This is a genomic window from Acidiphilium sp. 34-64-41 (assembly GCF_002282635.1).
Lineage (GTDB): Bacteria > Pseudomonadota > Alphaproteobacteria > Acetobacterales > Acetobacteraceae > Acidiphilium > Acidiphilium rubrum.
On the sequence record NZ_NCJX01000017.1, the window covers coordinates 19,221 to 41,473 of the forward strand.

20 protein-coding genes and 1 pseudogene are annotated in these 22,253 nt (G+C 64.4%); 9 read left to right on the plus strand and 12 right to left on the minus strand.

All coding sequences use genetic code 11. The annotated features are described in order from the left end of the window. Window positions 1–17: 17 nt before the first annotated feature. The gene (gene topA, locus B7X49_RS05205; protein WP_286703346.1) at window positions 18–2,657 is read left to right on the plus strand and encodes a type I DNA topoisomerase; all 2,640 of its coding nucleotides are present in this window, start codon (window positions 18–20) and stop codon (window positions 2,655–2,657) included. 31 nt (window positions 2,658–2,688) lie between these two features. Here the strand turns inward: topA and B7X49_RS05210 are convergent, their stop codons facing one another. Beyond that, the gene (locus B7X49_RS05210; protein ID WP_286703347.1) at window positions 2,689–3,183 is read right to left on the minus strand and encodes a lysozyme; all 495 of its coding nucleotides are present in this window, start codon (window positions 3,181–3,183) and stop codon (window positions 2,689–2,691) included. 82 nt (window positions 3,184–3,265) lie between these two features. Between B7X49_RS05210 and B7X49_RS05215 the strand changes: the two genes are divergently transcribed. Next, window positions 3,266–5,239, plus strand: coding sequence for a hypothetical protein (locus B7X49_RS05215; RefSeq protein ID WP_286703348.1), 1,974 nt, complete (start codon window positions 3,266–3,268; stop codon window positions 5,237–5,239). On the opposite strand, the gene B7X49_RS05220 is transcribed toward B7X49_RS05215, so the two are convergent. Together B7X49_RS05220 and ruvX are read right to left on the minus strand one after the other, a co-directional pair. Next, window positions 5,223–5,552, minus strand: a complete 330-nt coding sequence (locus B7X49_RS05220; protein ID WP_286703349.1) for a hypothetical protein — start codon at window positions 5,550–5,552, stop codon at window positions 5,223–5,225. The genes B7X49_RS05215 and B7X49_RS05220 overlap by 17 nt on opposite strands. Next, on the minus strand, window positions 5,549–6,016 hold the full coding sequence (gene ruvX / locus B7X49_RS05225; protein WP_286703350.1) for a Holliday junction resolvase RuvX: 468 nt from the start codon (window positions 6,014–6,016) through the stop codon (window positions 5,549–5,551). The genes B7X49_RS05220 and ruvX overlap by 4 nt, the downstream gene beginning before the upstream one ends. 45 nt (window positions 6,017–6,061) lie before the next feature. Here ruvX and gatC point away from each other — a divergent pair, with 45 nt between their 5' ends. Genes gatC through B7X49_RS05245 form a run of 4 tightly spaced genes read left to right on the plus strand, consistent with a single transcriptional unit; the run spans window position 6,062 to window position 9,943 of the window. Then, complete coding sequence (gatC, locus tag B7X49_RS05230; protein WP_286703351.1) at window positions 6,062–6,349, plus strand: Asp-tRNA(Asn)/Glu-tRNA(Gln) amidotransferase subunit GatC; 288 nt, start codon at window positions 6,062–6,064, stop codon at window positions 6,347–6,349. Window positions 6,350–6,351: 2 nt separating this feature from the next. Next, window positions 6,352–7,827 carry an Asp-tRNA(Asn)/Glu-tRNA(Gln) amidotransferase subunit GatA gene (gene gatA / locus B7X49_RS05235; protein WP_286703352.1) on the plus strand — a complete coding sequence of 492 codons (1,476 nt, stop codon included), beginning with the start codon at window positions 6,352–6,354 and terminating at the stop codon, window positions 7,825–7,827. Further along, window positions 7,824–9,287 (plus strand): Asp-tRNA(Asn)/Glu-tRNA(Gln) amidotransferase subunit GatB, encoded by a 1,464-nt coding sequence (gene gatB / locus B7X49_RS05240; protein WP_286703353.1) that lies wholly within the window; start codon window positions 7,824–7,826, stop codon window positions 9,285–9,287. Before gatA ends, gatB begins: the two co-directional genes overlap by 4 nt. After that, a complete protein-coding gene (locus B7X49_RS05245; RefSeq protein WP_286703354.1) occupies window positions 9,284–9,943 on the plus strand; it encodes an SCO family protein in 660 nt (219 codons plus the stop codon). The genes gatB and B7X49_RS05245 overlap by 4 nt, the downstream gene beginning before the upstream one ends. Here B7X49_RS05245 and B7X49_RS05250 read toward each other — a convergent pair. Genes B7X49_RS05250 through B7X49_RS05260 form a run of 3 tightly spaced genes read right to left on the minus strand, consistent with a single transcriptional unit; the run spans window position 9,940 to window position 11,362 of the window. After that, window positions 9,940–10,278, minus strand: a complete 339-nt coding sequence (locus tag B7X49_RS05250) for a cytochrome c (protein ID WP_286703355.1) — start codon at window positions 10,276–10,278, stop codon at window positions 9,940–9,942. The two genes, B7X49_RS05245 and B7X49_RS05250, sit on opposite strands and share 4 nt — an antisense overlap. Beyond that, entirely contained in the window at window positions 10,275–10,721 is a 447-nt protein-coding gene (locus B7X49_RS05255; protein ID WP_286703356.1) for a copper chaperone PCu(A)C, read from the minus strand. Before B7X49_RS05255 ends, B7X49_RS05250 begins: the two co-directional genes overlap by 4 nt. Continuing rightward, window positions 10,718–11,362 (minus strand): SCO family protein, encoded by a 645-nt coding sequence (locus tag B7X49_RS05260; protein ID WP_286703357.1) that lies wholly within the window; start codon window positions 11,360–11,362, stop codon window positions 10,718–10,720. Before B7X49_RS05260 ends, B7X49_RS05255 begins: the two co-directional genes overlap by 4 nt. A gap of 180 nt (window positions 11,363–11,542) precedes the next feature. Between B7X49_RS05260 and B7X49_RS05265 the strand changes: the two genes are divergently transcribed. From B7X49_RS05265 to B7X49_RS05275, 3 genes and pseudogenes are all read left to right on the plus strand, one after another. Then, window positions 11,543–13,063 (plus strand): glycosyltransferase family 39 protein, encoded by a 1,521-nt coding sequence (locus B7X49_RS05265; protein WP_286703358.1) that lies wholly within the window; start codon window positions 11,543–11,545, stop codon window positions 13,061–13,063. 105 nt (window positions 13,064–13,168) lie between these two features. Beyond that, window positions 13,169–13,879, plus strand: a complete 711-nt coding sequence (gene otsB / locus B7X49_RS05270; RefSeq protein WP_286703359.1) for a trehalose-phosphatase — start codon at window positions 13,169–13,171, stop codon at window positions 13,877–13,879. Then, window positions 13,876–15,220: pseudogene (locus B7X49_RS05275) on the plus strand (trehalose-6-phosphate synthase). The gene otsB and the pseudogene B7X49_RS05275 overlap by 4 nt, the downstream one beginning before the upstream one ends. On the opposite strand, the gene B7X49_RS05280 reads toward B7X49_RS05275, so the two are convergent. The 6 genes from B7X49_RS05280 to B7X49_RS05305 form a co-directional block, all read right to left on the minus strand. Continuing rightward, window positions 15,185–15,838, minus strand: a complete 654-nt coding sequence (locus B7X49_RS05280; protein ID WP_286703361.1) for an RluA family pseudouridine synthase — start codon at window positions 15,836–15,838, stop codon at window positions 15,185–15,187. The pseudogene B7X49_RS05275 and the gene B7X49_RS05280 sit on opposite strands and share 36 nt — an antisense overlap. Window positions 15,839–15,968: 130 nt before the next feature. Then, the gene (locus B7X49_RS05285; RefSeq protein WP_286703362.1) at window positions 15,969–17,165 is read right to left on the minus strand and encodes a threonine ammonia-lyase; all 1,197 of its coding nucleotides are present in this window, start codon (window positions 17,163–17,165) and stop codon (window positions 15,969–15,971) included. Window positions 17,166–17,169: 4 nt separating this feature from the next. Then, window positions 17,170–17,643 (minus strand): transcription elongation factor GreA, encoded by a 474-nt coding sequence (greA, locus tag B7X49_RS05290; protein WP_029314711.1) that lies wholly within the window; start codon window positions 17,641–17,643, stop codon window positions 17,170–17,172. An 84-nt stretch (window positions 17,644–17,727) separates the two neighbouring features. Beyond that, window positions 17,728–20,985 carry a carbamoyl-phosphate synthase large subunit gene (gene carB / locus B7X49_RS05295; RefSeq protein WP_286838510.1) on the minus strand — a complete coding sequence of 1,086 codons (3,258 nt, stop codon included), beginning with the start codon at window positions 20,983–20,985 and terminating at the stop codon, window positions 17,728–17,730. Between the two features lie 90 nt (window positions 20,986–21,075). Next, window positions 21,076–21,708 carry a hypothetical protein gene (locus B7X49_RS05300; RefSeq protein WP_286703364.1) on the minus strand — a complete coding sequence of 211 codons (633 nt, stop codon included), beginning with the start codon at window positions 21,706–21,708 and terminating at the stop codon, window positions 21,076–21,078. A gap of 102 nt (window positions 21,709–21,810) precedes the next feature. After that, complete coding sequence (locus B7X49_RS05305) at window positions 21,811–22,170, minus strand: hypothetical protein (protein ID WP_286838512.1); 360 nt, start codon at window positions 22,168–22,170, stop codon at window positions 21,811–21,813. Between the last annotated feature and the right edge of the window lie 83 nt (window positions 22,171–22,253).

The window sequence follows — 22,253 nt, forward strand, 5'->3', positions numbered from 1 at the left end:
CTGGAAAAATCGCCCAGATGAACGCTATCGTCGTCGTCGAATCACCGGCCAAAGCCAAGACGATCAACAAATACCTCGGTGACGGATTCACCGTGCTGGCGTCGTTCGGCCATGTGCGCGATCTGCCGGCGCGTGACGGCAGCGTGCGCCCCGACGAGGATTTCGCGATGTCCTGGGAAGAGGACGCGCGGGGCGACAAGCAGGTGGCGGCCATCGCCAAGGCGCTCAAGGGCGCCGACACCTTATACCTGGCGACCGATCCGGATCGCGAGGGCGAGGCGATTTCCTGGCATGTCCGCGCGATGCTCGAATCGCGCAACATGCTCAAGGGCAAGATCGTCCGGCGCATCACCTTCAACGAAATCACCAAATCCGCCGTCCAGGCGGCAATGCGCGCGCCCCGCGAGCTCGATACGCCGTTGATCGAGGCGTATCTGGCGCGCCGCGCGCTCGATTACCTGGTCGGCTTCACGCTCTCGCCGGTGCTCTGGCGCAAACTGCCGGGCAGCAAATCGGCCGGGCGCGTGCAATCGGTCGCGTTGCGGCTGATCTGCGAACGCGAAGCCGAGATCGAAGTCTTCCGCAACCGGGAATACTGGACGATCGAGGCGATCTTCACGACGCCGGCGGGCGCGCCGTTCCATGCCAGGCTGACCCATCTGGACGGTAAAAAGCTCGACCAGTTCGACCTCCCCAACGCCGAAGCCGCCGAGCGCGCGAAAGCCGCGGTCGAGCGCGGCGAATTTTCGGTCGTCTCGGTCGAGAAAAAGCGCACGCGGCGCAACCCGCCGCCACCGTTCACGACATCGACCCTGCAACAGGACGCCTCGCGCAAGCTGAGCATGACGGCGCAGCAGATCATGCGCACCGCCCAGCAGCTTTACGAAGGTGTCGAAATCGGCGGCGAAACCGTCGGGCTGATCACCTATATGCGAACCGATGGCGTGCAGATGGCGCGCGAGGCGATCGGCGCCGTGCGCAGCCAGATCGGCTCGGCGTTCGGCCCCGACTACCTGCCCGCAGCGCCGCGCGAATATCAGACCAAGGCCAAGAACGCCCAGGAAGCGCATGAGGCGATCCGGCCGACCGATTTTACGCTCACGCCTGAGCGCGCGTCCCGCCACCTGAGCCAGGAGCAGGCACGGCTTTATGAGCTGATCTACAAGCGCGCCCTCGCCTCGCAGATGCAATCGGCCGAGCTTGATCAGACCAGCGTCGACATCGCGGACAAGGCCGGCACCACGCTGCGCGCGACCGGCTCGATCCTGGCGTTCGACGGGTTTTTGAAACTGTATCGCGAAGAACTCGACGACAACGCCGAGGACGAAGACTCCCGCCTGCTGCCGCCCATGGCCAAGGCCGACCCGCTCAATCGCGGTAAGGTCACCGCCGATCAGCATTTCACCCAGCCGCCGCCGCGCTTTTCCGAAGCGACGCTGGTCAAGAAAATGGAGGAGCTCGGCATCGGCCGGCCGTCCACCTATGCCTCGATCCTGACCGTGCTGCGCGAGCGCAATTATGTGCGGATGGACGCGCGGCGGTTCATTCCCGAGGATCGCGGCCGGTTGGTGACGGCGTTTCTGGTCAGTTTTTTCGCCCGCTACGTCGAGACCGGGTTTACCGCCGCACTCGAGGAAAAACTCGACGAAGTGTCAGACGGCAAGCTCGACTGGCGCAAGGTGATGCGCGATTTCTGGACCGATTTTTCCAACGCGATCGACCAGACCAAGGACCTCAAGATATCGGACGTGATCGACGCGCTCGATGAGGAACTTGGCCCGCATTTCTTCCCAGCGCGGGAGGACGGCTCCGATCCGCGCGTCTGCCAAGCTTGCGGCACCGGGCGCCTCGGCCTGAAACTCGGCCGTTACGGTTCGTTCATCGGCTGCTCGAACTATCCCGAGTGCCAGTACACCCGCAAACTCGCGATCGATGGCGCGGAAGACGATGGCGATACGCTGCGCGATGGCATGAAAGTGCTGGGTGCCAACCCCGATGGGATACCCGTCACGCTGCGGCGCGGACCCTATGGCCTGTATATTCAGCTGGGCGAACCCGATCCGGAAGACAAAAAGGCCAAGCCGCGCCGCGCCGCGCTGCCAAAAGGCGTGACCGGCGATGATCTGACGCTGGAACAGGCGCTCGGGCTGCTGTCACTGCCGCGCATCGTCGGCGTGCACCCCGAGACCAAGGCGGAAATCCAGGCCGGCATCGGCCGGTTCGGACCCTATGTGAAAATGGGCCCGATCTTCGCCTCGCTCGACCGCGATGACGATGTTCTGGCGGTCGGGCTGAATCGCGCCGTGATGGTGCTGGCGAAAAAGCAGGAGGGCATCCGCGAGCTCGGTCCGCACCCGAAGGGCGGCGATCCGGTCATGGTCCGCAAGGGCCGATTCGGGCCCTACGCGCAGCACGGCAAGACGGTCGCCAACCTGCCGCGCGGCACCGAACTCGACACCATCACCCTCGATGAGGCGGTGGCATTGCTGACCGAAAAGGGCAAGACGCTGGCGCCGAAAGGCAAAAAAGGCGGCAAACCGAGCGCAAAAAAACCCGCGGCAGAGGCCAAGCCGGCAGCGGCCAAAAAGCCGCCGGCACGAGCGGCGGCAAAGACCAGTGCGAAGCCGCGCGCCAGAGCGAAGCCGAAAGTAAAATAGCGCCACCGCGCCGACCGAACGGGTGCGATGTCTACGTATCCTGCTGCATCAGGCTCGCCTGATCTTGGTTAAACAGCGCCGCCTCGGCTTCCCGCCGCCGCAACAGACCGGGCAGCACGACGCCGGCGGCATAATCCCAGCGCACGAATTGTGCCGCCGCGCCCTGATAGTCACCCTGGTTGAGCAGGGCGAGCAAGGTCGAGCGGTAGAAATTGCCCGCACCGACATTGTAGATGAAATCGATCAATGCAGCCTGTTGATTGGCATCAAGCGGCACGAACACGGCCGCAGAAACCACGTTCTGTGCGGCGGCCAGATCGCGTTCGACCAGCGCCAGCGCATCGGCCTGGCTGATCGCCGGCGTATCGGCGGTGACCGGATTGCCCCAGGCATCGATCGTCGAACCATAGCCGATCGACCAGACGCCACCGGGATCGCGGTAGGGTTCGGCGCTGAAACCCTCGAACGGTTCCACCAATTGGGTTGCGGCGATCTGAAGCGGGTCGGGCGTTACTGCGGCATCCATCGGTGATCGTCTCCTGACAATGAACCAAAGACTTGCCATGAGGCCGGGGGGGTGAGAAACCATTAATGCAACCTATAAGTGCATGAACCGGTTCACCATCGATCGAGAGCAGAGACCCATATTGGACGACGGCGCGCGCGTAGCGGCATTCATGGCAGCGGCGATGACGGCGGAGATCGCCAGTTTCGACCTGTTCGACACGCTGGTGCAGCGCGCGGTCTGGCGGCCGGACGATGTGTTCACGCTGCTCGCCGCAAACCTGCCCGACCAAGTCAGTGCCTGGTTTGCCGCCGAACGCGGCCGCGCCGAGGCGGCGGTGCGCCGCGCATCCGGCACCACCGAGATCACGCTCGCCGCGATCTATGCCGAATTGCGCCGCACCGCACCGGCAGGGCTCGACCTGACGCCGATCATGGATCAGGAAATCGCCCTGGAAATCGAGGGCATCGCCGCAGATCCCAAAATCGCCGCTCCGTTTCGCGCTCTGGTTGCAGCGGGCCGCCGGGTCGTCATCGTGTCGGACATGTATTTGCCACGCCGCGCGATCGAAACCATGATCGAGCGCGCCGGTCTTGCGGGACATGAGCGGCTCTATCTGTCGAGCGAAACCGGGCACACCAAGGCCAGCGGTGCGGTGTGGGATGTGATTCGCGCCGATTTCGGGCTGGCGGCCGATGCGCGCATCGTCCATCTCGGCGACCACCCGGCGGCTGATTGCGCGGTCGCGCGGCGTTGCGGGATCACGCCGTTTCTGCTCTCGCCGCCCGAGCGCCGGTTGCCGGCGAACCGCTATCGACCCACGGGCAACGCGCTCGCCGACCTGCCGCATGCGCTGCTGCGCCGCGCACTCGGGGCACAAGCCGGCGACCCGTACTGGCTGACCCTTGCTTATCTGGTAGTCGCCCCCGCGGCGATCGGCATGGCCGGATTGATCCACAGCCGCGTGCGCGCCGAACACCGCCGCCCGTTCTTTCTGGCCCGTGACGGGCTGATCTTTCAGAAAGCCTATGAGGCCGCCTGGCGGACCGAGGCCACGCCCCCATCGCATTATGTCTGGTCGTCACGCCGGTGCCTCAACCTCGCCGCCATCACCACACTGGATGCCACCGACCTCGACTTCCTGTGTTCAGGGGTCAGCGACCTCACGATCGCCGATTACCTGCACCGCGCCGATCTCGATCCAACGGCCGGCGCGGTCGCGGCGGCGATGCATCAACACGGCGTGAACGGGCAAACTGCCGTGAACGACGCCGCATCCCGCGCGTCCTTGCGGGCGATCTTCACCGACCTCGCGGGGCCGATCATCGCGCGCGCCAGAATCGAGCGGCGCGATCTGCTGGCGCATCTCGACCAGATCGGGCTGTTCGATGGCAAGGCGCTGGTGGTCGATCTGGGCTGGCATGGCTCGCTGCAACGCTCGCTGATCCGGTTGGGCACGATTGCGCGCGGGGTCGCCCCGGACATCACAGGCGTCTATCTCGGCACCAGCGCCAAGCGCCAGCGCGACATTCCGGCCGAGGGATTTCTGTTCAGCGATGGGGCGCCGCAAGCGGTCGTCGCCGCAACCGTCGGGCGATCGTACGAGGTGCTGGAGTTGCTGTTCTCGGCACCGGAATCCGGGATCAGCCATGTCGCCTGCCGTGATGGCGTGCCCTATCCGGTGCGCCTGGCACAGACCGAGGAAGCCCCGCGCCTCGCCATCGCCGCGCTGATCCACGATGCCGTGACCGAGGTGGCGCAGGCCATGCGCCCCTATCTGCGGCCCGAGCATATCACGATGCTGCGCGACCTGGCGTGCACCCGCCTGACCGCATTGCTCGCCGCACCCGACCGCACCGATGCCGCGCATTTCGCGGAAATCCCCCACGCCGAAGGCTTCGCCGCTTCGTCCTACCGGCCGATCGTACCACCCTCCGGCCGATCGCCGTTCACCGCCGCCAGCGCCGCCCGCACCGCCTTCTGGCCGGCCGGATTTCTCGCCCGGCTCGACCCCGGCTCACGCTTTGCCGTGCGCGCGATCAACAGCCTGCACCGCCGCATCACCGCGCCAGCGTGAGCACCAGCCCGCCCGCACAGATCAGCGCGCCACCCACCAGCACCGGCCCATCCGGGCGAACTCCGTAGCCGAGCCAGTTGACCAACTGCGCCACGATGAAAAACAGCACCACATAAATGCCGAGCACCCGGCCGAAATCCCACGGCCCGAGATTGACGAAAATACCATAGGCCGCGAGCACCACAGCGCCGCCGATCAGCCAGTAAATCCGCCCCGCCCCGCTCGCGTGCAGCCCGTTGCGCATCAGCGCATCGCCGCCCACCTCCAGCGCTGCGGCAACCCCCAGCAGCAGCAGGATGGCGAAACCCTTCACCCGGCGCCGGTGATGATATCGAGCGCCGCTTGCAGCATGTACGAAGCCGCCGCGGCATCAACTCGTGCGGCCCGCCTCGATCGCGAGACATCGGCCTCGATCATCGCCCGGTTCACCGCGGCCGAGGACAGGCGCTCATCCATCATCGCGGCGGGCAGATTGGTCGCGAAGGTGATCGCGTGCGCCCAGTCGCGCGCCGCCTGCGCCGCCGGGCCGTACGTGCCATCCATCGACAGCGGCAGCCCGATCACCAGCGCCGTCGCACCCTCCTTGGCGGCAATGTCGCGGAGCGTCTGCGCCATGTCGGCCAGTTTGCCCCGCTTCATCGCACCATAGGGCGAAGCGAGCCGCCGGCTGACATCCGACAGCGCGATGCCGACCATGCGTGATCCGGGATCGAGCCCGATCAAGCGGGCGTTGCGGGGCATTGCAGCCACCAGATCGGTCAGGTTGAACAGTGTCATGGTCGCGTTTATGATCCAGACCGCACAGAAACCCAAGGGATGCCCATGTCGCTCGACCCCGCGACGGTTCGCCGTATCGCGAAACTCGCCCGTATCCGCCTCGCTGACGACGAGGTGCCGCGCCTTGAAGGCGAACTCAATGCGATTCTCGGCTACGTCGAGCAACTCTCCGAAGTCGACGTCGATGGCGTGCAACCCCTGTCCGGCGGCGCGCAGATGGCCATGCGGCTGCGCGAGGATGCGGTGACCGACGGCAATTATCCCGACAAAATCCTGGCCAACGCACCGGACCGGATCGGCAATTTCTTTGCCGTGCCGAAGGTGGTGGAGTGACCATGCTGGACATGAGCATCGCCGAAGCGCTCGCGGCGCTGGCGGCAAAAAAAATCTCCGCGGTCGAACTGACCGAGGCGCATATCAGCGCGGTCGAGGCGCTGAACCCCCGGCTCAACGCGTTCATCACCATCACCGCCGATCAAGCGCGCGAACAGGCTCGCGCGGCCGATGCGGCGCGGGCTGCGGGCAACGCCCCTGCCCTGTCCGGCATTCCGATCGCCATGAAGGATCTGTTCTGCACCGAAGGCGTGCGCACCACCGCGGGGTCGAAGATTCTCGAGCCCTTCATCCCGCCCTACGAGAGCACGGTGTCCGCCCGGCTGAAGGCGGCCGGCGCGGTGATGCTCGGCAAGGCCAATCTCGATGAATTCGCCATGGGCTCATCGAACATCACCTCGGCTTACGGCGCGGTCGAAAACCCGTGGCAGCGCGATGATGGGGCGAAACTCGTCCCCGGCGGCTCCTCCGGTGGCTCGGCCGCAGCGGTCGCCGCGCGCATGGCGATGGGGGCAACCGGCACGGATACCGGCGGCTCGATCCGTCAGCCGGCGGCGTTCACCGGCATCGCGGGGATCAAGCCGACCTACGGGCGCTGCTCGCGCTTCGGCATCGTGGCGTTCGCCTCCTCGCTCGATCAGGCGGGGCCGATGGCGCGCACGGTCGAGGATTGCGCGATCCTGCTCGGCGCGATGAGCGGGTTCGATGAACGCGACAGCACCTCCGCCGACCGCCCGGTGCCCGATTTCCGGGCCGCCTGTGCGCGCGGCGTCCAGGGGCTGCGAATCGGCATCCCGCGCGAATACCGTGTCGATGGCATGGCGCCCGAGATCGAAACCCTCTGGCAATCGGGCATCGACTGGCTGAAACGGGCCGGCGCCGAGATCATCGATGTCAGCCTGCCGCACACCAAATACGGTTTGCCGGTCTATTACATCGTGGCCCCGGCCGAAGCCTCCTCGAACCTCGCGCGCTACGATGGCGTGCGGTTCGGCGCGCGGGTGGACGGCGCGGATCTGATCGATCTGTACGAGCGCACCCGCGCGGCCGGGTTCGGTGCGGAGGTGAAACGGCGGATCATGATCGGCACCTATGTTCTCTCGGCCGGGTATTACGATGCGTATTACCTGCGCGCCCAGAAAGTGCGCGCCCTGATGCTGCGCGATTTCAACGAGGCGTTCGCGACAGTCGATGCGATCCTGACCCCTACCGCGCCGTCGGCGGCCTTCGCGATCGGCGAGAAAATGGACGATCCGGTGACGATGTATTTGAACGACGTGTTCACCGTCCCCTCCAACCTCGCCGGCGTGCCCGCGATGTCGGTGCCGGCGGGGCTCGATGCGCGCCGCCTGCCGCTCGGCCTGCAGGTGATCGGCCGGCATTTCGACGAGGAAACGGTGTTTGCCGTCTCCGCCGCGCTCGAACGCGCCGCTGGGTTCACCGCCATGCCGGCGGTGCGCGCGGGAGAGAGCTCATGAGCTACACGATCGACGGCACCACCGGCCCCTGGGAATTGGTGATCGGGCTGGAAGTGCACGCCCAGGTGATTTCCAAATCCAAGCTGTTCAGCGGTGCGGCGACCGATTTCGGCAGCGAGCCGAACACCCAGGTCAGCTTCGTCGATGCCGGTTTCCCCGGCATGTTGCCGGTGATCAACCGCGAATGCGTCGCCCAGGCGGTCCGCACCGGGCTGGGGCTGAACGCGCAGATCAACCTGGTTTCGCGATTCGACCGGAAAAACTACTTCTACGCCGATCTGCCGCAGGGCTATCAGATCAGCCAGTACGAACACCCGATCGTCGGCATGGGCACCATCGATATCGAGCTTGAATCGGGCGAAACCCGCTCGATCGGCATCACGCGGCTGCACCTCGAACAGGATGCCGGCAAGAGCATGCACGATCAGCACGCCAGCAAATCGCTGATCGATCTCAACCGGTCCGGTGTCGCGCTGATGGAAATCGTGAGCGAACCCGACATGCGCACGCCCGAGGAGGCCGGCGCCTACATCCGCAAGCTGCGCACCATCCTGCGCTATCTCGGCACCTGCGATGGCAATATGGACGAAGGCTCGATGCGCGCCGACGTCAACGTCTCGGTCCGCAAGGCGGGCGAGGCGTTTCGCACACGCTGCGAAATCAAGAACGTCAATTCGATCCGCTTCGTGATGCAGGCGATCGAGGCGGAAGCACGGCGACAGGTCGAGATCTGGGAATCCGGCGGCGAGGTGACACAGGAAACCCGCCTGTTCGACCCCGCCCGCGGCGAAACCCGCTCGATGCGCAGCAAGGAAGACGCCCATGACTATCGCTACTTCCCCGAGCCCGACCTGCTGCCGCTGGTGCTCGATGAAGCCTGGGTCGCCACGCTGAGGACCGAACTGCCCGAACTGCCGGATGCCAAGCGCGCGCGACTGATGCAGGATTACGGAATTTCGCGCTACGAATCCGCGATTTTCGTGATGGAGCAGGTCACCGCCGATTTCTTCGAAACCGTCGCCAAGGGCCGCGATGCCAAGCAGGTCGCCAACTGGATGCTCGGCGATTTTTTCGCCGCCCTCAACCGCACCGGCCGCAGCATCGAGAACAGCCCGGTCAGCGCGGCCGATCTCGGCGCGCTGCTCGACCTGATCAAGGATGGCACGATCAACGGCAAGATCGCCAAGGAAGTCCTGGAACTGATGGTCGAAACCGGCGAGGCGCCGGGCGCCATCGTCGAGGCGCGCGGCCTGCGCCAGGTGACCGACACCGGCGCGATCGATGCCGCGATTGATCAGGTGATCGCCGCCAATCCGGACAAGCTCGCCGAGTACAAATCGGGCAAGGATAAACTGTTCGGCTTCTTCGTCGGTCAGGTGATGAAGGCGATGGCCGGCAAGGGCAATCCCGCCCTGGTCAACGAGGCGCTCAAACAAAAGATCGGCGCACCCGCAGCATGAAGCGCAGGCCGGGGCGCTGGTGGCTGGCCGCCCCGATCCTCGCACTGATGCTCGGCGCCGTCATATCACCGGTCGCGGCCCAGGCCGACCCGGTCGTGCCGGTCACCGGGCTGGTGCCGCCGCTCGCCTTCACCATGACCGATGCGGGCACCGGCAAAAGCGTCACCGCCGCCGCGTTTCGCGGCAAGACAATCCTGCTGTATTTCGGCTACACCAACTGCCCGGATGTCTGCCCCGACACGCTCTACAAGGTGCACCAGCTTTACCTCAAGCTCGGTGCCGCGGCGGCCAACACGGTGTTCCTGTTCGTCACGGTCGACCCGGCACGCGACACGACCCCGGTTTTGCGCCGATACCTCGCCCTGTTCGACCCGCATTTCGTCGGGCTGCGCGGCTCGGCCAATCAGATCTATCGGCTGACGCGGCGCTACCGCGTCGTCGCCTCGGTGCATCCCTCACCCAATCCGCAGGCGTATCAGGTGGTGCATTCGGCGCTGATCTATGGCTTCGGTCCGCACGGCAACGCGCGGTTCATCATCCCCGACCTCGGCTCGAACCAGCACCCCGACTATCCCGCACTCATCGCCGATATCGAATCGCTGCAATCGAAAACTCAGCCGCGCGGTCTGCTGACCTGGCTCGCCCGCCTCGGTTAACCGCCGGGTTTAAGCGTCGCCAGATAATCGGCGACCGCGCGCCGCTCGGCCGGCGTCAGCGCGACCGCGTTGTTCTTCATCACGTAATTATGACCGACCCGGCCCGTCGCGATCGCGTCCAACGCTGCCAGCGTGGTCGCGACCGGCAAGCCCGCAAGCGCCGGTGCCCCGATGGCGGCATTGCCCCGCAAGCCGACGCCGTGACACGCCATGCACGGCAGCGCGCCGGTTGCTGTGCCATGCACGACGATCCGTGCACCCGCCGTCACATCACCCGCCTGCCCAGCCGCGCCGAGCACGAGGGCCAGCAGGCCCAAGAGTATCGGATGCCTCATGGCGTCGCAGGCTTACCGTCCGCGCCGTAGACCGCAAATTTCACGACCATCGGCGGCAGGCCGGCAAACAGCAGGGTCACGGCAGCGGCATCGCCGGGTTTCATGTGCGGCTGCATACACATGATATGATAGCCGCCGGGCGCGAACCGGAAATCGCCATGCGCCGGCACCGTGACCGACGGCACCATACTCATCCGGTCCACACCGCTTCGATTGACGCTCCGATGCAGCATCGCCATGCCGCACGCGGCCGATCGCACGCCCGTGAGCACGGCGGGTGATGCGCCCGCGTTATGCAGCGTGACGAAACCACCGGCGGGGATTTCAGGCAGCAGATAGCGAAACCACGCGTCCCGCGCCGTGATCGGCGAGGGTGCCGCCGCCATCGCCCCCCGCGTGCCGATCGACAGCACCGCGATGGCCGCGAGCAGCCAGCGCGTCATGCCGCGCCGGACAGGGTCTTGCGCACCAGGGAAGCCACCTGCGGCAATTGCGGCGTGCCGGTCGGCAGCGCCGGTAGCACCGCGACGGCATGGCCATCCGGCGCGAACAGATAGGTCGCGTCACTATGGCCGATGCCGGAAACCGGATCAGGCGAATCGGCCCCGCTCGGTGCCTTGTAGAACACGCCGAACCGCGCGGCCGCCGTCTTGAGTTCGCTTGGCGTGCCACGCAGACCCGTGAACACCGGTGGCGGCCCGAACTGTGCCATGAATTGTTTCAGCCGCGCCGGCGTATCGTAGTCGAGATCCACCGTGACGAACGCAATCCGCAGGCGCTGCCCGTCGTTGCCAAGCAGCGACACCAGATGCGCCGCGTTTTGCATGGTTAGCGGGCAGGAATCCGGGCAGCGCGTGAAGCCGAAATACAAAATGGTCGGATGGCCGCGAAACGCCGCCTCGGTGATGGTCTTGCCGGTCTCGACATCGTCCATCCGGAACTTCAACGACTTCATATGCCCGCCGACGGGCACGAACGCCGGCAAGGCCGGATCAGCCGCCGCCCGCCGCACGAGCAGCGATGCGCCGATCACCGCGGAAGCGCCGCCAAGCCATTGCCGGCGGCCGATTGTCAGACTGTTCATGCGAGGGCTCCGTTCTAGGGCTGGCAGGAAGGGAGGTTGAAGGAAGAACGCCTGGTTCGTTCCCAAACCATCAGACGCTGCCTTGCTACCGCGCCACCTCCCGCACCGCAAATCATGATCGCGCGACGCCACGCCACGGCGGCTTGACCGCCGCCGCCGCCTCGCCCATGCCGCACGGCGATGAGACATCGATCCCCCGCCGCCCAGGCTACCCTGGTCATTCTGCTGGCAACCGCCATCCGCCTCGCATTCGCCGCCGGCATGGGTCTCGGCATCGACGAGAGCTACATGGTCTCGGCCGTGCATACCTATCAACTCTCCTATTTCGATCATCCGCCGATCTCCTGGTGGATGGAACTGACCATCCAGCACCTCACCGGGCTGCACACGCCGTTGATCGTGCGCCTGCCGTTCATTGCGCTGTTCGCTGGCACCGGGGCATTGATGTTCGGCTTCACCCGGCGCCTGTTCGGGCCGCGCGCGGCGGTCTGGGCGGTCGTGGCGCTGAACGTGTCGCCGGTGTTTTCGCTCGCCTTCGGTACCTGGGTGCTGCCGGATGGCCCGCTCGACTTTTTTCTGCTCGCGGCGGCCTGGGCGCTCGCGCGGGCGGTCGGCGTCGCACAGCCTGAATGGGCGGCGGAGCCCGAACCGGCGTTCTGGCTGCTGGCCGGACTGTGCGCCGGCCTCGCCATGACCTCGAAATACAATGCCGCCCTGAATTTGCTGGGCGCGCTGGCCTTCCTGATCCTCGATCCGCGCGGCCGCCGCGCGCTCGCCAGCGCCGGGCCGTGGCTCGCCTGCCTGATCGCGCTGCTGGCGTTCTCGCCGGTGCTGTTGTGGAACGCGCTGAACCATTGGGCCTCGTTCGGCTACCAGGGCGCGCGGGCGACCGGGTTCGGCATTCATCCGCTGCGCCCGTTCATCGTCTGGGCCGGCGAGGCGGTGTTCATCGCACCGTGGATTTTCATCCCCATGGCATGTCTGCTGATCGGCGGCCTGCGCCCCGGGGCGGATCGGCGGGCGCGGTTCCTCGCACTGCTCGGCATTATCCCGATCGTGCTGTTTTCAGCGATATCGTTCTGGTCGTCGCGCAAAATCCTGTTTCACTGGGCCGCCCCCGGCTATCTGATGCTGTTTCCCTTGCTCGGCGATTGGCTCGCCCACCTCGGCACCGCCGCGCGCCGCTGGGCCGCGGGCGTCGCCTGGGGCACCGCCGCGGTGCTGACGCTGGCCGTACTGTTCATCGGCGCGCAGTTGCAGTTCGGCATCGTGCCGGGGTTCAACGCCCGCTTCGCACCCGGCAAATCACCCGAATTGCAGGCGATCGACTGGCGCAGTTTTCGCGCGGCGCTGGCGGCACGCGGCGATCTGTCCCGCACGAACCTGGCACTCGCCGCGCTGCGTTGGTACGACGCCGGAAAAATCGCCTATGCGGTCGGCCCTGCCATGAAAGTCGCGGTGTTCGAAGGCGATCCGCATGAGTTCGGCATCACCACGCCGCCACAATCATTGATCGGCGATGATATTCTGATCGCCGCGATGCCGGGTGACGTCCCCGCGATCATGCAGCGCTATGCGCAGCGCTTCGCCTCGATCAGCATCGAAAAGCCGATCGACATCACCCACCACGGCCGGGTGCTGCTGCGGATACCGATGCTGCTGGGGCATGATCTACAATCCTGGCCGACACCGGGCCCCTGATCTCTGTGGCCGCCGGTATCGCATCCGTGAACTGACCATGGCTTAACGTTTGCTTGATCGAGCGTTCGCTTGATCGGGGCATGGTGACTGCCCATCTATTGCACAATGTTACCTAACCTCATGCCCACCCATGCGCTGTTCCTCGACCTGGACGGCACCTTGCTCGATTTCGCGCCGACCCCGGCCGAGGTCGTGGTGCCGGATGGCCTGCCGGCGCTGCTGGCTGCCCTGGCTTCCGCGCGCAACGGCGCCCTCGCAATCCTGTCCGGCCGCACCATGAACGATATCGATGGCGTCACCGGCACGCCCTTCCCTGCCGGCGCGGAACACGGCTTCGTCTGCCGCGACAGCGCCGGTGTGATCCATCAACCGATCACCACCACCGCAAACCGCCCGGCCTGGCGCAAGGCGCTGGACGATGCCGCCGCGACCATGCCAGGCGTCGCGATCGAGCAGAAACGCTACACGCTGGTCGCGCATTTCCGCCGCGCACCGGAGCATGGCCCGGCGCTGCGCGCGCTGATCGACCAGTTGATCGCAGGCGTGCCCGATATCGAGGTTCTGCCCGCCAACATGGCTTGGGAAATCCGCCCGGTCGGCGCGGATAAAGGCCGCGCGCTCGACTGGTTCATGCAACAAACACCCTTCGCGGGCCGCGTGCCGGTGTTCGTCGGCGACGACACCACCGATGAAGCGGCGATCGCGGCGGCCAAGGCGCAGGGCGGTATCGGTCTGAACGTGCATCGCGATTTCGATGGCACCACCAACGCCGTCCGTACCTGGCTGGCGCGCGCGGTCGCGGAGCCGCAGCAATGAGCCGCCTCGTCGTCGTTTCCAACCGGGTATCGATGCCGACCGAGCGCGGCGCCAAGGCCGGTGGCCTCGCGGTGGCGCTGGCCGAAGCAATGACCCCGGGCTCCCTCTGGTTCGGGTGGTCCGGCAAGCGCGGCGCCACCTCCTCCGATCAGGCGACAATCACCGATCACGGCGGCCTCACCTACGCCACGGTCGATCTGAGCGAATCCGATTACCGGCGCTTCTATGTCGGATTTTCCAACGGCTCGCTCTGGCCGCTGCTGCATTACCGGACCGGCCTGCTCGATTTCAAACGCGATGATTACGAGGGCTACCTCACCGTCAACGACCTGTTCGCCGATCGCCTGGTCCCCCTGCTCAGGCCGGACGACACGATCTGGATTCACGACTACCAACTCCTCACCATGGCCGATGCGTTGCGCCGCAGGGGTGTGAAAAACCGGATCGGGTTCTTCCTGCACATCCCCTTCGTGCCGCCCGCCGTACTGCACGTGCTGCCCTCGGCCGCGGTGCTGGTGCGCGCGCTCGCGGCCGCCGATCTGGTCGGGTTTCAGACCCATGGCGATCGGATGAATTTCCTGGAATCGGTCGCATCCTGCATGGATGTCCACCCCGATGACAACCACAGCTTCACCCATAACGGCCATCGGACAGAAACCATCGTCGCGCCGATCGGCATCGATGCCGATGGCTTCGCCCGCACCGCCCGCCGCGCCGCCGGCATGGCGGAGACCAAACGCCTGATCGAAAGCCTGGTCGGCCGCGCCCTGGCCATCGGCGTCGACCGGCTCGACTACACCAAGGGCCTGCCGCAGCGCTTCGATGCGTTCGGCCAGTTGCTGCACCGCCACCCCGAACCGCTCGCGCGAGGACGTCGACCGCTATCAGTCGCTGCGCCGCGAGCTCGACCGCAAGGCCGGCGACATCAACGGAGCGTTTTCCGATTTCGATTGGACGCCGCTGCGCTACATGACCCGCACGGTCAACCGCAACACCATCGCCGGGTTCTATCGCCTCGCCCGCATCGCGCTGGTGACGCCGCTGCGCGATGGCATGAACCTGGTCGCCAAGGAGTTCATCGCCGCGCAGGATTCCAGCGATCCCGGCGTGCTGGTTTTGTCGCGCTTCGCCGGTGCGGCGGAGGAAATGACCGAGGCGCTGATCGTCAACCCCTACGACGCCGATGCGGTGGCCGATGCGATGCACGCCGCCCTGATCATGCCGCTCGAGGAACGCAAGGCGCGCCACGCCGCCCTGCTGGCCAAGGTGCGGCGCACCACCGCCGCCTCGTTCTGCCGGGATTTTCTAGCCCGGCTCAAGGCGATCGAAGTCAACGCCTGACAGCGCCGCCCGCAGCGTATCCGGCACCGCGGCTACCGCGCTGACCATCGGGTCGAGCGGCAGAACCAACCGCCTCGCGAGCAGGCACAACCCCTTGCCCGCCTTGCCGTACAGCGGATCACCGACGATCGGATACCCCATATCAGCGCAATGGACCCGAAGCTGATGGGTCCGCCCGGTGCGCGGTGAGAGCTCAAGCACCGCGCGCCCGTTCGATGCCGCGAGCACGCGCCAGTCGGTTATGGCGGGCTGCCCCTTGCGATCGACCACCATGCGCCAGCCGGATGGCGTGGTCTGCTTGCGCAGCGGTGCCGAAATCGTGCCGTGTGGCTCGCGGGGCACACCCTGCACCACCGCCCAGTAGGTTTTCCGCACGGTATGGGCCGCGAAGGCGGCCTGGAGCGCGACCAGCGTGGTCTTGCGGCGCGCGATCGCGAGGCAGCCGGCGGTATCGGCATCGAGCCGATGCGCGAGCCACGGCCCGTCATGCCCGCGCCGCCAATGCGGAAAAAAATCCTCGACGCTGGCGCCCCCGCGTGGACCGGCGTGGCAGGCCAGACCGGAAGGCTTGTCGATGATCAACAGATGATTGGATTGATACAAAATCGCCGGCAGCACGCCATCACCTCAACACCCACCGTCAGCCCAACCCTGCGCGTGACCCGCTCCACACGCACAAACCCAGCATAAAAAAAGCTTTTTTGCTGCTTTTTTTACAAAAAAAGAAGTGCTTCCTTCAAACCCGCAATCACATCCGCCGAACCGTATAAACCTCTTCGAGCGCCGCCACGATCGCATTCCCATGCGCCGCATCCCGCGCCTCGATCATGATTTCCAGATGCGCCGCCTGCACGGTCGGCGAGGCAAACAGCCGCTGGTGCACGACTTCGATGATATTGCCGCCGCCATTGCCGATCCGCGCGGCGATATCGGCCAGCACGCCCGGGCGATCGGGGATTTCCATCAGGATTTTCAATATCCGGCCGTCGCGCAGCAGGTTGCGCAGCAGGGTATTGGCCAGAGTGCGGGTATCGATATTGCCGCCGCAGATCGGCAGCGCCACTGTTTTGCCGGCGAAACGATCCGGGAAGGTCAGCACCGCCGCGAGCCCGGCCGCGCCGGCGCCTTCGGCGACCAGTTTGCTGCCTTCGATCAGCAGCGCGATCGCCTGTTCCACCGCCGCTTCCGGCACCACCAGCACCTCGGTGCCAAGATCGCGCAGAATTGACAGCGGCAAGCGCCCGATATCGCGCACCGCAATGCCTTCGGCGATGGTCGCACCCCCCACCTCGATCGGCTTGCCAGCCAGCGCCTGGGCGAACCCGGCATAGGATTCCACCTCGACGCCCAGCACCGTCAGCGACGGGCGCCGCGCGCGCGCCGCGATGGCGCAGCCCGACAAAAATCCGCCGCCGCCGGTCGGCACCACCATGATATCCAGATCGGCCGCGTCCTCGATGATTTCGAGCGCCATGGTGCCCTGCCCCGCGATCACCGCCGGATCGTCATACGGGTGCACGAACACCAGCGCTTCCGCCAGCGCCAGTTCATGCGCATGGCTTGCCGCCTCGGCCAGGGTTTCGCCGTGCAGCACGACGCGGGCACCCCAGGCGCGGGTGCGCATCACCTTGGTGGTCGGCGTGAAGCGCGGCATCACGATGGTCGCGGCAATGCCGGCCAGTTGCGCGTGGCGCGCCACCGCCTGGGCGTGATTGCCGGCGGACATCGCGATCACGCCGCGCGCCCGTTCCTCGCCGCTCAGCAGAGCGATCCGGTTGGCCGCCCCGCGTTCCTTGAACGCGCCGGTCGCCTGCAGGTTTTCGAGCTTCAGCAGAATCCGCGCGCCGGTCGCGCGCGACAACGCATCCGAATAGACCAGCGGCGTGCGCTGCACCGCGCCGGCGATGCGCGGGACCGCCGCCTCGATATCCTCGATCGTGACCAACGCCTCAGCCGAACCGGACGGTCAAAATCTCGTAGCTGCGATCGCCACCGGGTGCCGGCACCGAAACCGTATCGCCGGGCTTTTTGCCGATCAGCGATTTCGCCAGCGGCGAGGTCACCGAGAGCCGGCCGAGCTTGATATCCGCCTCATGCAGGCCAACAATCTGATAGCGCACCTGCTTTTCGGTCTCCTCGTCGATCAGTTCGACCTGCGCACCGAATTTGATGGTATCGCCGGACAAGGTCGCCGGGTCGATCACTTCGGCGGCGGAAATAATTTCCTCCAACTCAGCAATGCGCCCCTCGATGAACGACTGGCGCTCCCGCGCGGAATGATATTCCGCGTTCTCCGACAAATCGCCATGGCTGCGCGCCTCGGCGATCGCACGAATGATCGCAGGTCGCTCCTCGACCTTGAGGTGGCGCAGTTCGGTTTCGAGACTGGTCAATCCGGGCCCGGTCATCGGGAATTTTTGCACGGCGGTTCCTTACGTCAGCGACGTCAGCAGGCGGTTGGCATGAGCGCGCGCACCGTGACCGGAGGTTTCCGGCCACGGCACCGATTAAAACGATTGGGGGAAATACGACTGAAGCGGCGCAACTTCAAGACTGCCCGCGGCCAGGGCTGCTATGGCGTGCGAAGCCGCGCGCGCACCGGCGATGGTGGTGAAATGCGGCACCCCATGCGTCAGCGCCGAGCGGCGGATATCGAAACTATCCGCCACCGTCTGCGCGCCGGACGCCGTGTTGATCACCAGCTGCACCTCGCCCGAGCGAATCGCATCGACGCAATGCGGCCGGCCTTCCAGCACCTTGTTCACCGCCCGCGCGGTAATGCCCGCATCGGACAGATGCGCCGCCGTGCCCCGCGTCGCCATGATGGCAAACCCGAGATCGACGAAGCGGCGCGCAATCGAAACGATCGCCGCCTTGTCGCCATCGCGCACCGACAGCAGCACGGTGCCGGCGCGCGGCAGCTTCACCCCCGCACCGAGCTGCGCCTTGGCGAAGGCGCGCGCGAAACTCGCGTCCAGCCCCATTACCTCGCCGGTCGATTTCATCTCCGGGCCGAGCAGCACATCGACGCCAGAGAACCGCGCGAACGGAAACACCGCCTCCTTCACCGCGACATGGCTGCGCATCACGCTGTCATCGAGGCCGAACGAGGCAAGTGGTTCCCCCGCCATCACCCGCGCGCCGATTTTCGCGACCGACACACCGGTCGCCTTGGCCACGAACGGCACCGTGCGCGACGCGCGCGGATTGACCTCTAGCACATAAACATTGTCACCCCCCGCCTGGTTGCGCTGAATCGCGAACTGCACGTTCATCAGCCCGATCACGTTCAGTGCCTTCGCCATCGCCTCGGTCTCCGAGCGCAATTCGGCAACCACCGCGGGCGAGAGCGAGTAGGGCGGCAGCGAGCACGCGCTATCACCCGAATGGATCCCGGCTTCCTCGATATGCTCCATCACGCCGGCGACATACACGGTCTGGCCATCGGCGATGCAATCGACATCCACCTCGATCGCATCGTTCAGATACCGATCGATCAGCACCGGATTGCTGCCCGAAACGATTACCGCCTCGCGCATGTAGCGCCGCAGATTGGGCAGATCATACACAATCTCCATCGCCCGCCCGCCCAGCACGTAACTCGGCCGGATCACCACCGGAAACCCGATTTTCTCGACGATCGCCTCAGCCTGCTCCGCCGACCGAGCAATGCCGTTTTCCGGCTGGCGCAACCCGAGCGATTTCAACAAAACCTGGAACCGCTCACGATCTTCCGCAATATCGATCGCATCGGCCGAGGTCCCCAAAATCGGAATCCCCGCATCCTCCAGCGCCTGGCTCAGCTTCAGCGGCGTCTGCCCACCATACTGCACGATGCAGCCCAGCACCGTGCCATTCTGCTGCTCACGCCGGATCAGCGCAATCACGTCCTCGGCAAACAGCGGCTCGAAATACAGCCGGTCCGACGTATCATAATCGGTCGAAACCGTTTCGGGATTGCAATTGACCATGATGGTCTCATACCCCGCCTCGCGCAGCGCATAGGCGGCATGGACGCAGCAATAATCGAACTCGATGCCCTGCCCGATCCGGTTCGGCCCGCCGCCCAGAATGACGATCTTCTGCCGGTCGGTCGGTTCCGCTTCGCAATGCGGCACGCCAAATCCGCCCTCATACGTCGCATACATATACGACGTCGCCGATGCGAACTCGCCCGCCGTACTGTCGATCCGCCGATACACCGGCACCACGCCAAGCGCGGCGCGTTCCGCCGCGATCGATGTCTCCTCCCGCCCGGTCAGCTGTGCGAGACGCTTGTCGGAAAATCCCAGCGCCTTGACCGCCCGCAGCCCGATCGCATCCTCCGGCAACCCCTCGGTCACAATCCGCCGCTCCGCCGCAACAATCTCCGCCATCTGCTCCAAAAACCACGGGTCGAATTTCGACGTCGCATGAATATCGGCAACCGACAGCCCGGCGCGCAACGCTTGTGCCGCGATCAACAACCGATCCGGCCGGGGTGTGGATAGCGCGGCGCGGAACGCATCATGCGTGCCATCCCCCGGCGCCTCGACCTCATCGAGCCCGGACAACCCGGTCTCCAGACTACGCAACCCCTTCTGCAACGCCTCGGCGAAATTGCGCCCGATCGCCATCGCCTCACCGACCGACTTCATCGCCGTCGTCAGCAACGCCGGCGTGCCGGGAAACTTTTCGAAGGTGAAACGCGGAATCTTGATCACCACGTAATCGATCGTCGGCTCGAAACTCGCCGGCGTCACCTGCGTAATATCGTTGCGCAACTCATCCAGCGTATACCCCACCGCCAGCTTCGCCGCGATCTTGGCGATCGGGAATCCCGTCGCCTTCGAAGCCAGCGCCGACGAGCGCGACACCCGCGGATTCATCTCGATCACCACCATCCGCCCATCCGCCGGGTTGACGCCGAACTGCACGTTCGACCCGCCGGTATCCACCCCGATCTTGCGCAGACACGCAATCGACGCATCCCGCATGATCTGGAATTCCCGGTCCGTCAGCGTCAGCGCCGGCGCCACCGTTACGGAATCACCCGTATGCACGCCCATCGGATCGATATTCTCGATCGAACACACAATGATGCAATTATCCGCCGTATCGCGCACCACCTCCATCTCGTACTCTTTCCAGCCGAGCACACTCTCCTCGATCAACACCTCGGTCGTCGGCGATGCATCGAGCCCGCTGGTAACAATCTCCAGAAACTCCTCGCGATTGAACGCAATCCCGCCCCCCGTGCCGCCCAGCGTGAACGAAGGCCGGATTACCGCCGGCAAACCCACCAGCTCCAACGCCGCCCGCGCCTCATCCAGCGAATGCGCAATCGCGCTCTTCGGACTTTCAATCCCGATCTCGGCCATCGCATCGCGAAACTTCAGCCGATCCTCCGCCCGATCGATCACGTCCGCCTTCGCGCCGATCAACTCGACCCCATGCTTTTCCAGCACGCCCGATTTCGCCAGCGCCATCGCGGTATTCAGCGCCGTCTGCCCGCCCATGGTCGGCAACAACGCATCCGGCCGCTCCTTGATGATGATCTTCTCCACCATCTCCGGCGTAATCGGCTCGATATACGTCGCATCCGCCAGCTCAGGATCAGTCATGATCGTCGCCGGATTGGAATTGACCAACACAACCCGATACCCCTCCTCACGCAACGCCTTGCACGCCTGCGCGCCGGAATAATCGAACTCGCAAGCCTGGCCGATCACGATCGGACCCGCGCCGATGATCAGAATGGATTTCAGGTCGGTGCGCTTTGGCATGGTTAGTCCTTACGTTAAGTGATGAAGGGAAGCAGCAGGGCTCTGCCCTGCACCCGCTGGGGCCTTAGGCCCCAGACCCCTGTTTATAATTTAGCTCAGAAGAAAGGAACTAAATGAGGTTCGTGCAGACACGTATTCTTCCAATTCAAAGTTACGGAGTTTCGCCTCACCCTCCAAATATTTTTTTCCAGACTCTGTTATCTTAAATCGACAGCCAGACCGCACTTGCTCGATGAACCCCCTCGAGACCAAACTTCTCAATGCGTCTTTTTGATCGGAATCAAGTTTATCGTCTAATATTCTCGGATAACTAAATAAAAACCCAATCATTTTTTTATAGATATAAATCATTATTTCAATATCTGGCGAAAGCTCTTCAGATTTTATTTTTTCTTGTTTCTTTCTAATTTTTATGTTTTCGTCATATTTATCTAATCCGTCTCCAGTTAGATAATAATTACTATCTATTGCATTCATAAGATATGATATATCTTTAACTTCTTCATCGTTATTGAAGTATTCATCACTGCATTTTACAAGTTCATGGAAGATTAAATCAAATAAAGAATATAAAATTCTATTTTTAGATCTACCAATACCCATGTTATCGGATATCTCTGTGACCGAAAATTCGAGCTTGTCAGATTTTTCGGTGAGACTTCCAAGTGAATTTAATGTCAATCCATAATAATCGCTCTGATCGAGAACTTCACGCTCTTCCAAGTTCAAACTCCCCATTTTTAGCACGCACTGACATCGACCGCCTTAAGAATCCGTCAACCAACGGTGCCGTGTAAGCTGTGTCACCATGAGCAGGCGCATAGATCATGCCCTCCGGAATAAGGCTATTCCGCACCCATTCACCACCCGGAACGACAATTTCAACGCCTGTGCTGTAATCACCGGACCGATACCGACCAGAACTTGGCAGGTTCGCCTCGCCATAGCGTGCACCCAGTGCTTCTCGCGCGGCGTCAGCCGATCGAACCGCGCCCGGGGAAATCTCTCATCCAGCCGATCAAACTCCAGCAACACATGCCGCAACGGCGGCGCCAGCAAATCGGGCGGCGGCCTCAACTCGCGCGCCTCAATCACGATCGTGCAGCACGCCGCATCTCGCGCCATATAATCAAATTCATTCAGCAGCACGGTCTTGCCCACACCACGCAACCCCACCACGATCATCGATTTTGCGGGCCGCCTCAGCTTCGCCCGCCCGATCGCAACGCGCGTTTCTTCCAGTAGGCCAACCCGGACACACAGCTCAG

Bases quoted from the DNA above. Each gene is read 5' to 3' on its own strand.
- topA (WP_286703346.1), top strand. From the start codon at position 18: ATGAACGCTATCGTCGTCGTCGAATCACCGGCCAAAGCCAAGACGATC.
- B7X49_RS05260 (WP_286703357.1), bottom strand. From the start codon at position 11,362: ATGAACAGTCTGACAATCGGCCGCCGGCAATGGCTTGGCGGCGCTTCC.
- B7X49_RS05265 (WP_286703358.1), top strand. From the start codon at position 11,543: ATGAGACATCGATCCCCCGCCGCCCAGGCTACCCTGGTCATTCTGCTG.
- carB (WP_286838510.1), bottom strand. From the start codon at position 20,985: ATGCCAAAGCGCACCGACCTGAAATCCATTCTGATCATCGGCGCGGGT.
- B7X49_RS05210 (WP_286703347.1), bottom strand. From the start codon at position 3,183: ATGGATGCCGCAGTAACGCCCGACCCGCTTCAGATCGCCGCAACCCAA.
- ruvX (WP_286703350.1), bottom strand. From the start codon at position 6,016: ATGACACTGTTCAACCTGACCGATCTGGTGGCTGCAATGCCCCGCAAC.
- B7X49_RS05215 (WP_286703348.1), top strand. From the start codon at position 3,266: ATGAACCGGTTCACCATCGATCGAGAGCAGAGACCCATATTGGACGAC.
- gatC (WP_286703351.1), top strand. From the start codon at position 6,062: ATGTCGCTCGACCCCGCGACGGTTCGCCGTATCGCGAAACTCGCCCGT.
- B7X49_RS05245 (WP_286703354.1), top strand. From the start codon at position 9,284: ATGAAGCGCAGGCCGGGGCGCTGGTGGCTGGCCGCCCCGATCCTCGCA.
- otsB (WP_286703359.1), top strand. From the start codon at position 13,169: ATGTTACCTAACCTCATGCCCACCCATGCGCTGTTCCTCGACCTGGAC.
- gatB (WP_286703353.1), top strand. From the start codon at position 7,824: ATGAGCTACACGATCGACGGCACCACCGGCCCCTGGGAATTGGTGATC.
- B7X49_RS05250 (WP_286703355.1), bottom strand. From the start codon at position 10,278: ATGAGGCATCCGATACTCTTGGGCCTGCTGGCCCTCGTGCTCGGCGCG.
- gatA (WP_286703352.1), top strand. From the start codon at position 6,352: ATGCTGGACATGAGCATCGCCGAAGCGCTCGCGGCGCTGGCGGCAAAA.
- B7X49_RS05255 (WP_286703356.1), bottom strand. From the start codon at position 10,721: ATGACGCGCTGGCTGCTCGCGGCCATCGCGGTGCTGTCGATCGGCACG.
- B7X49_RS05305 (WP_286838512.1), bottom strand. From the start codon at position 22,170: ATGATCGTGGTGGGGTTGCGTGGTGTGGGCAAGACCGTGCTGCTGAAT.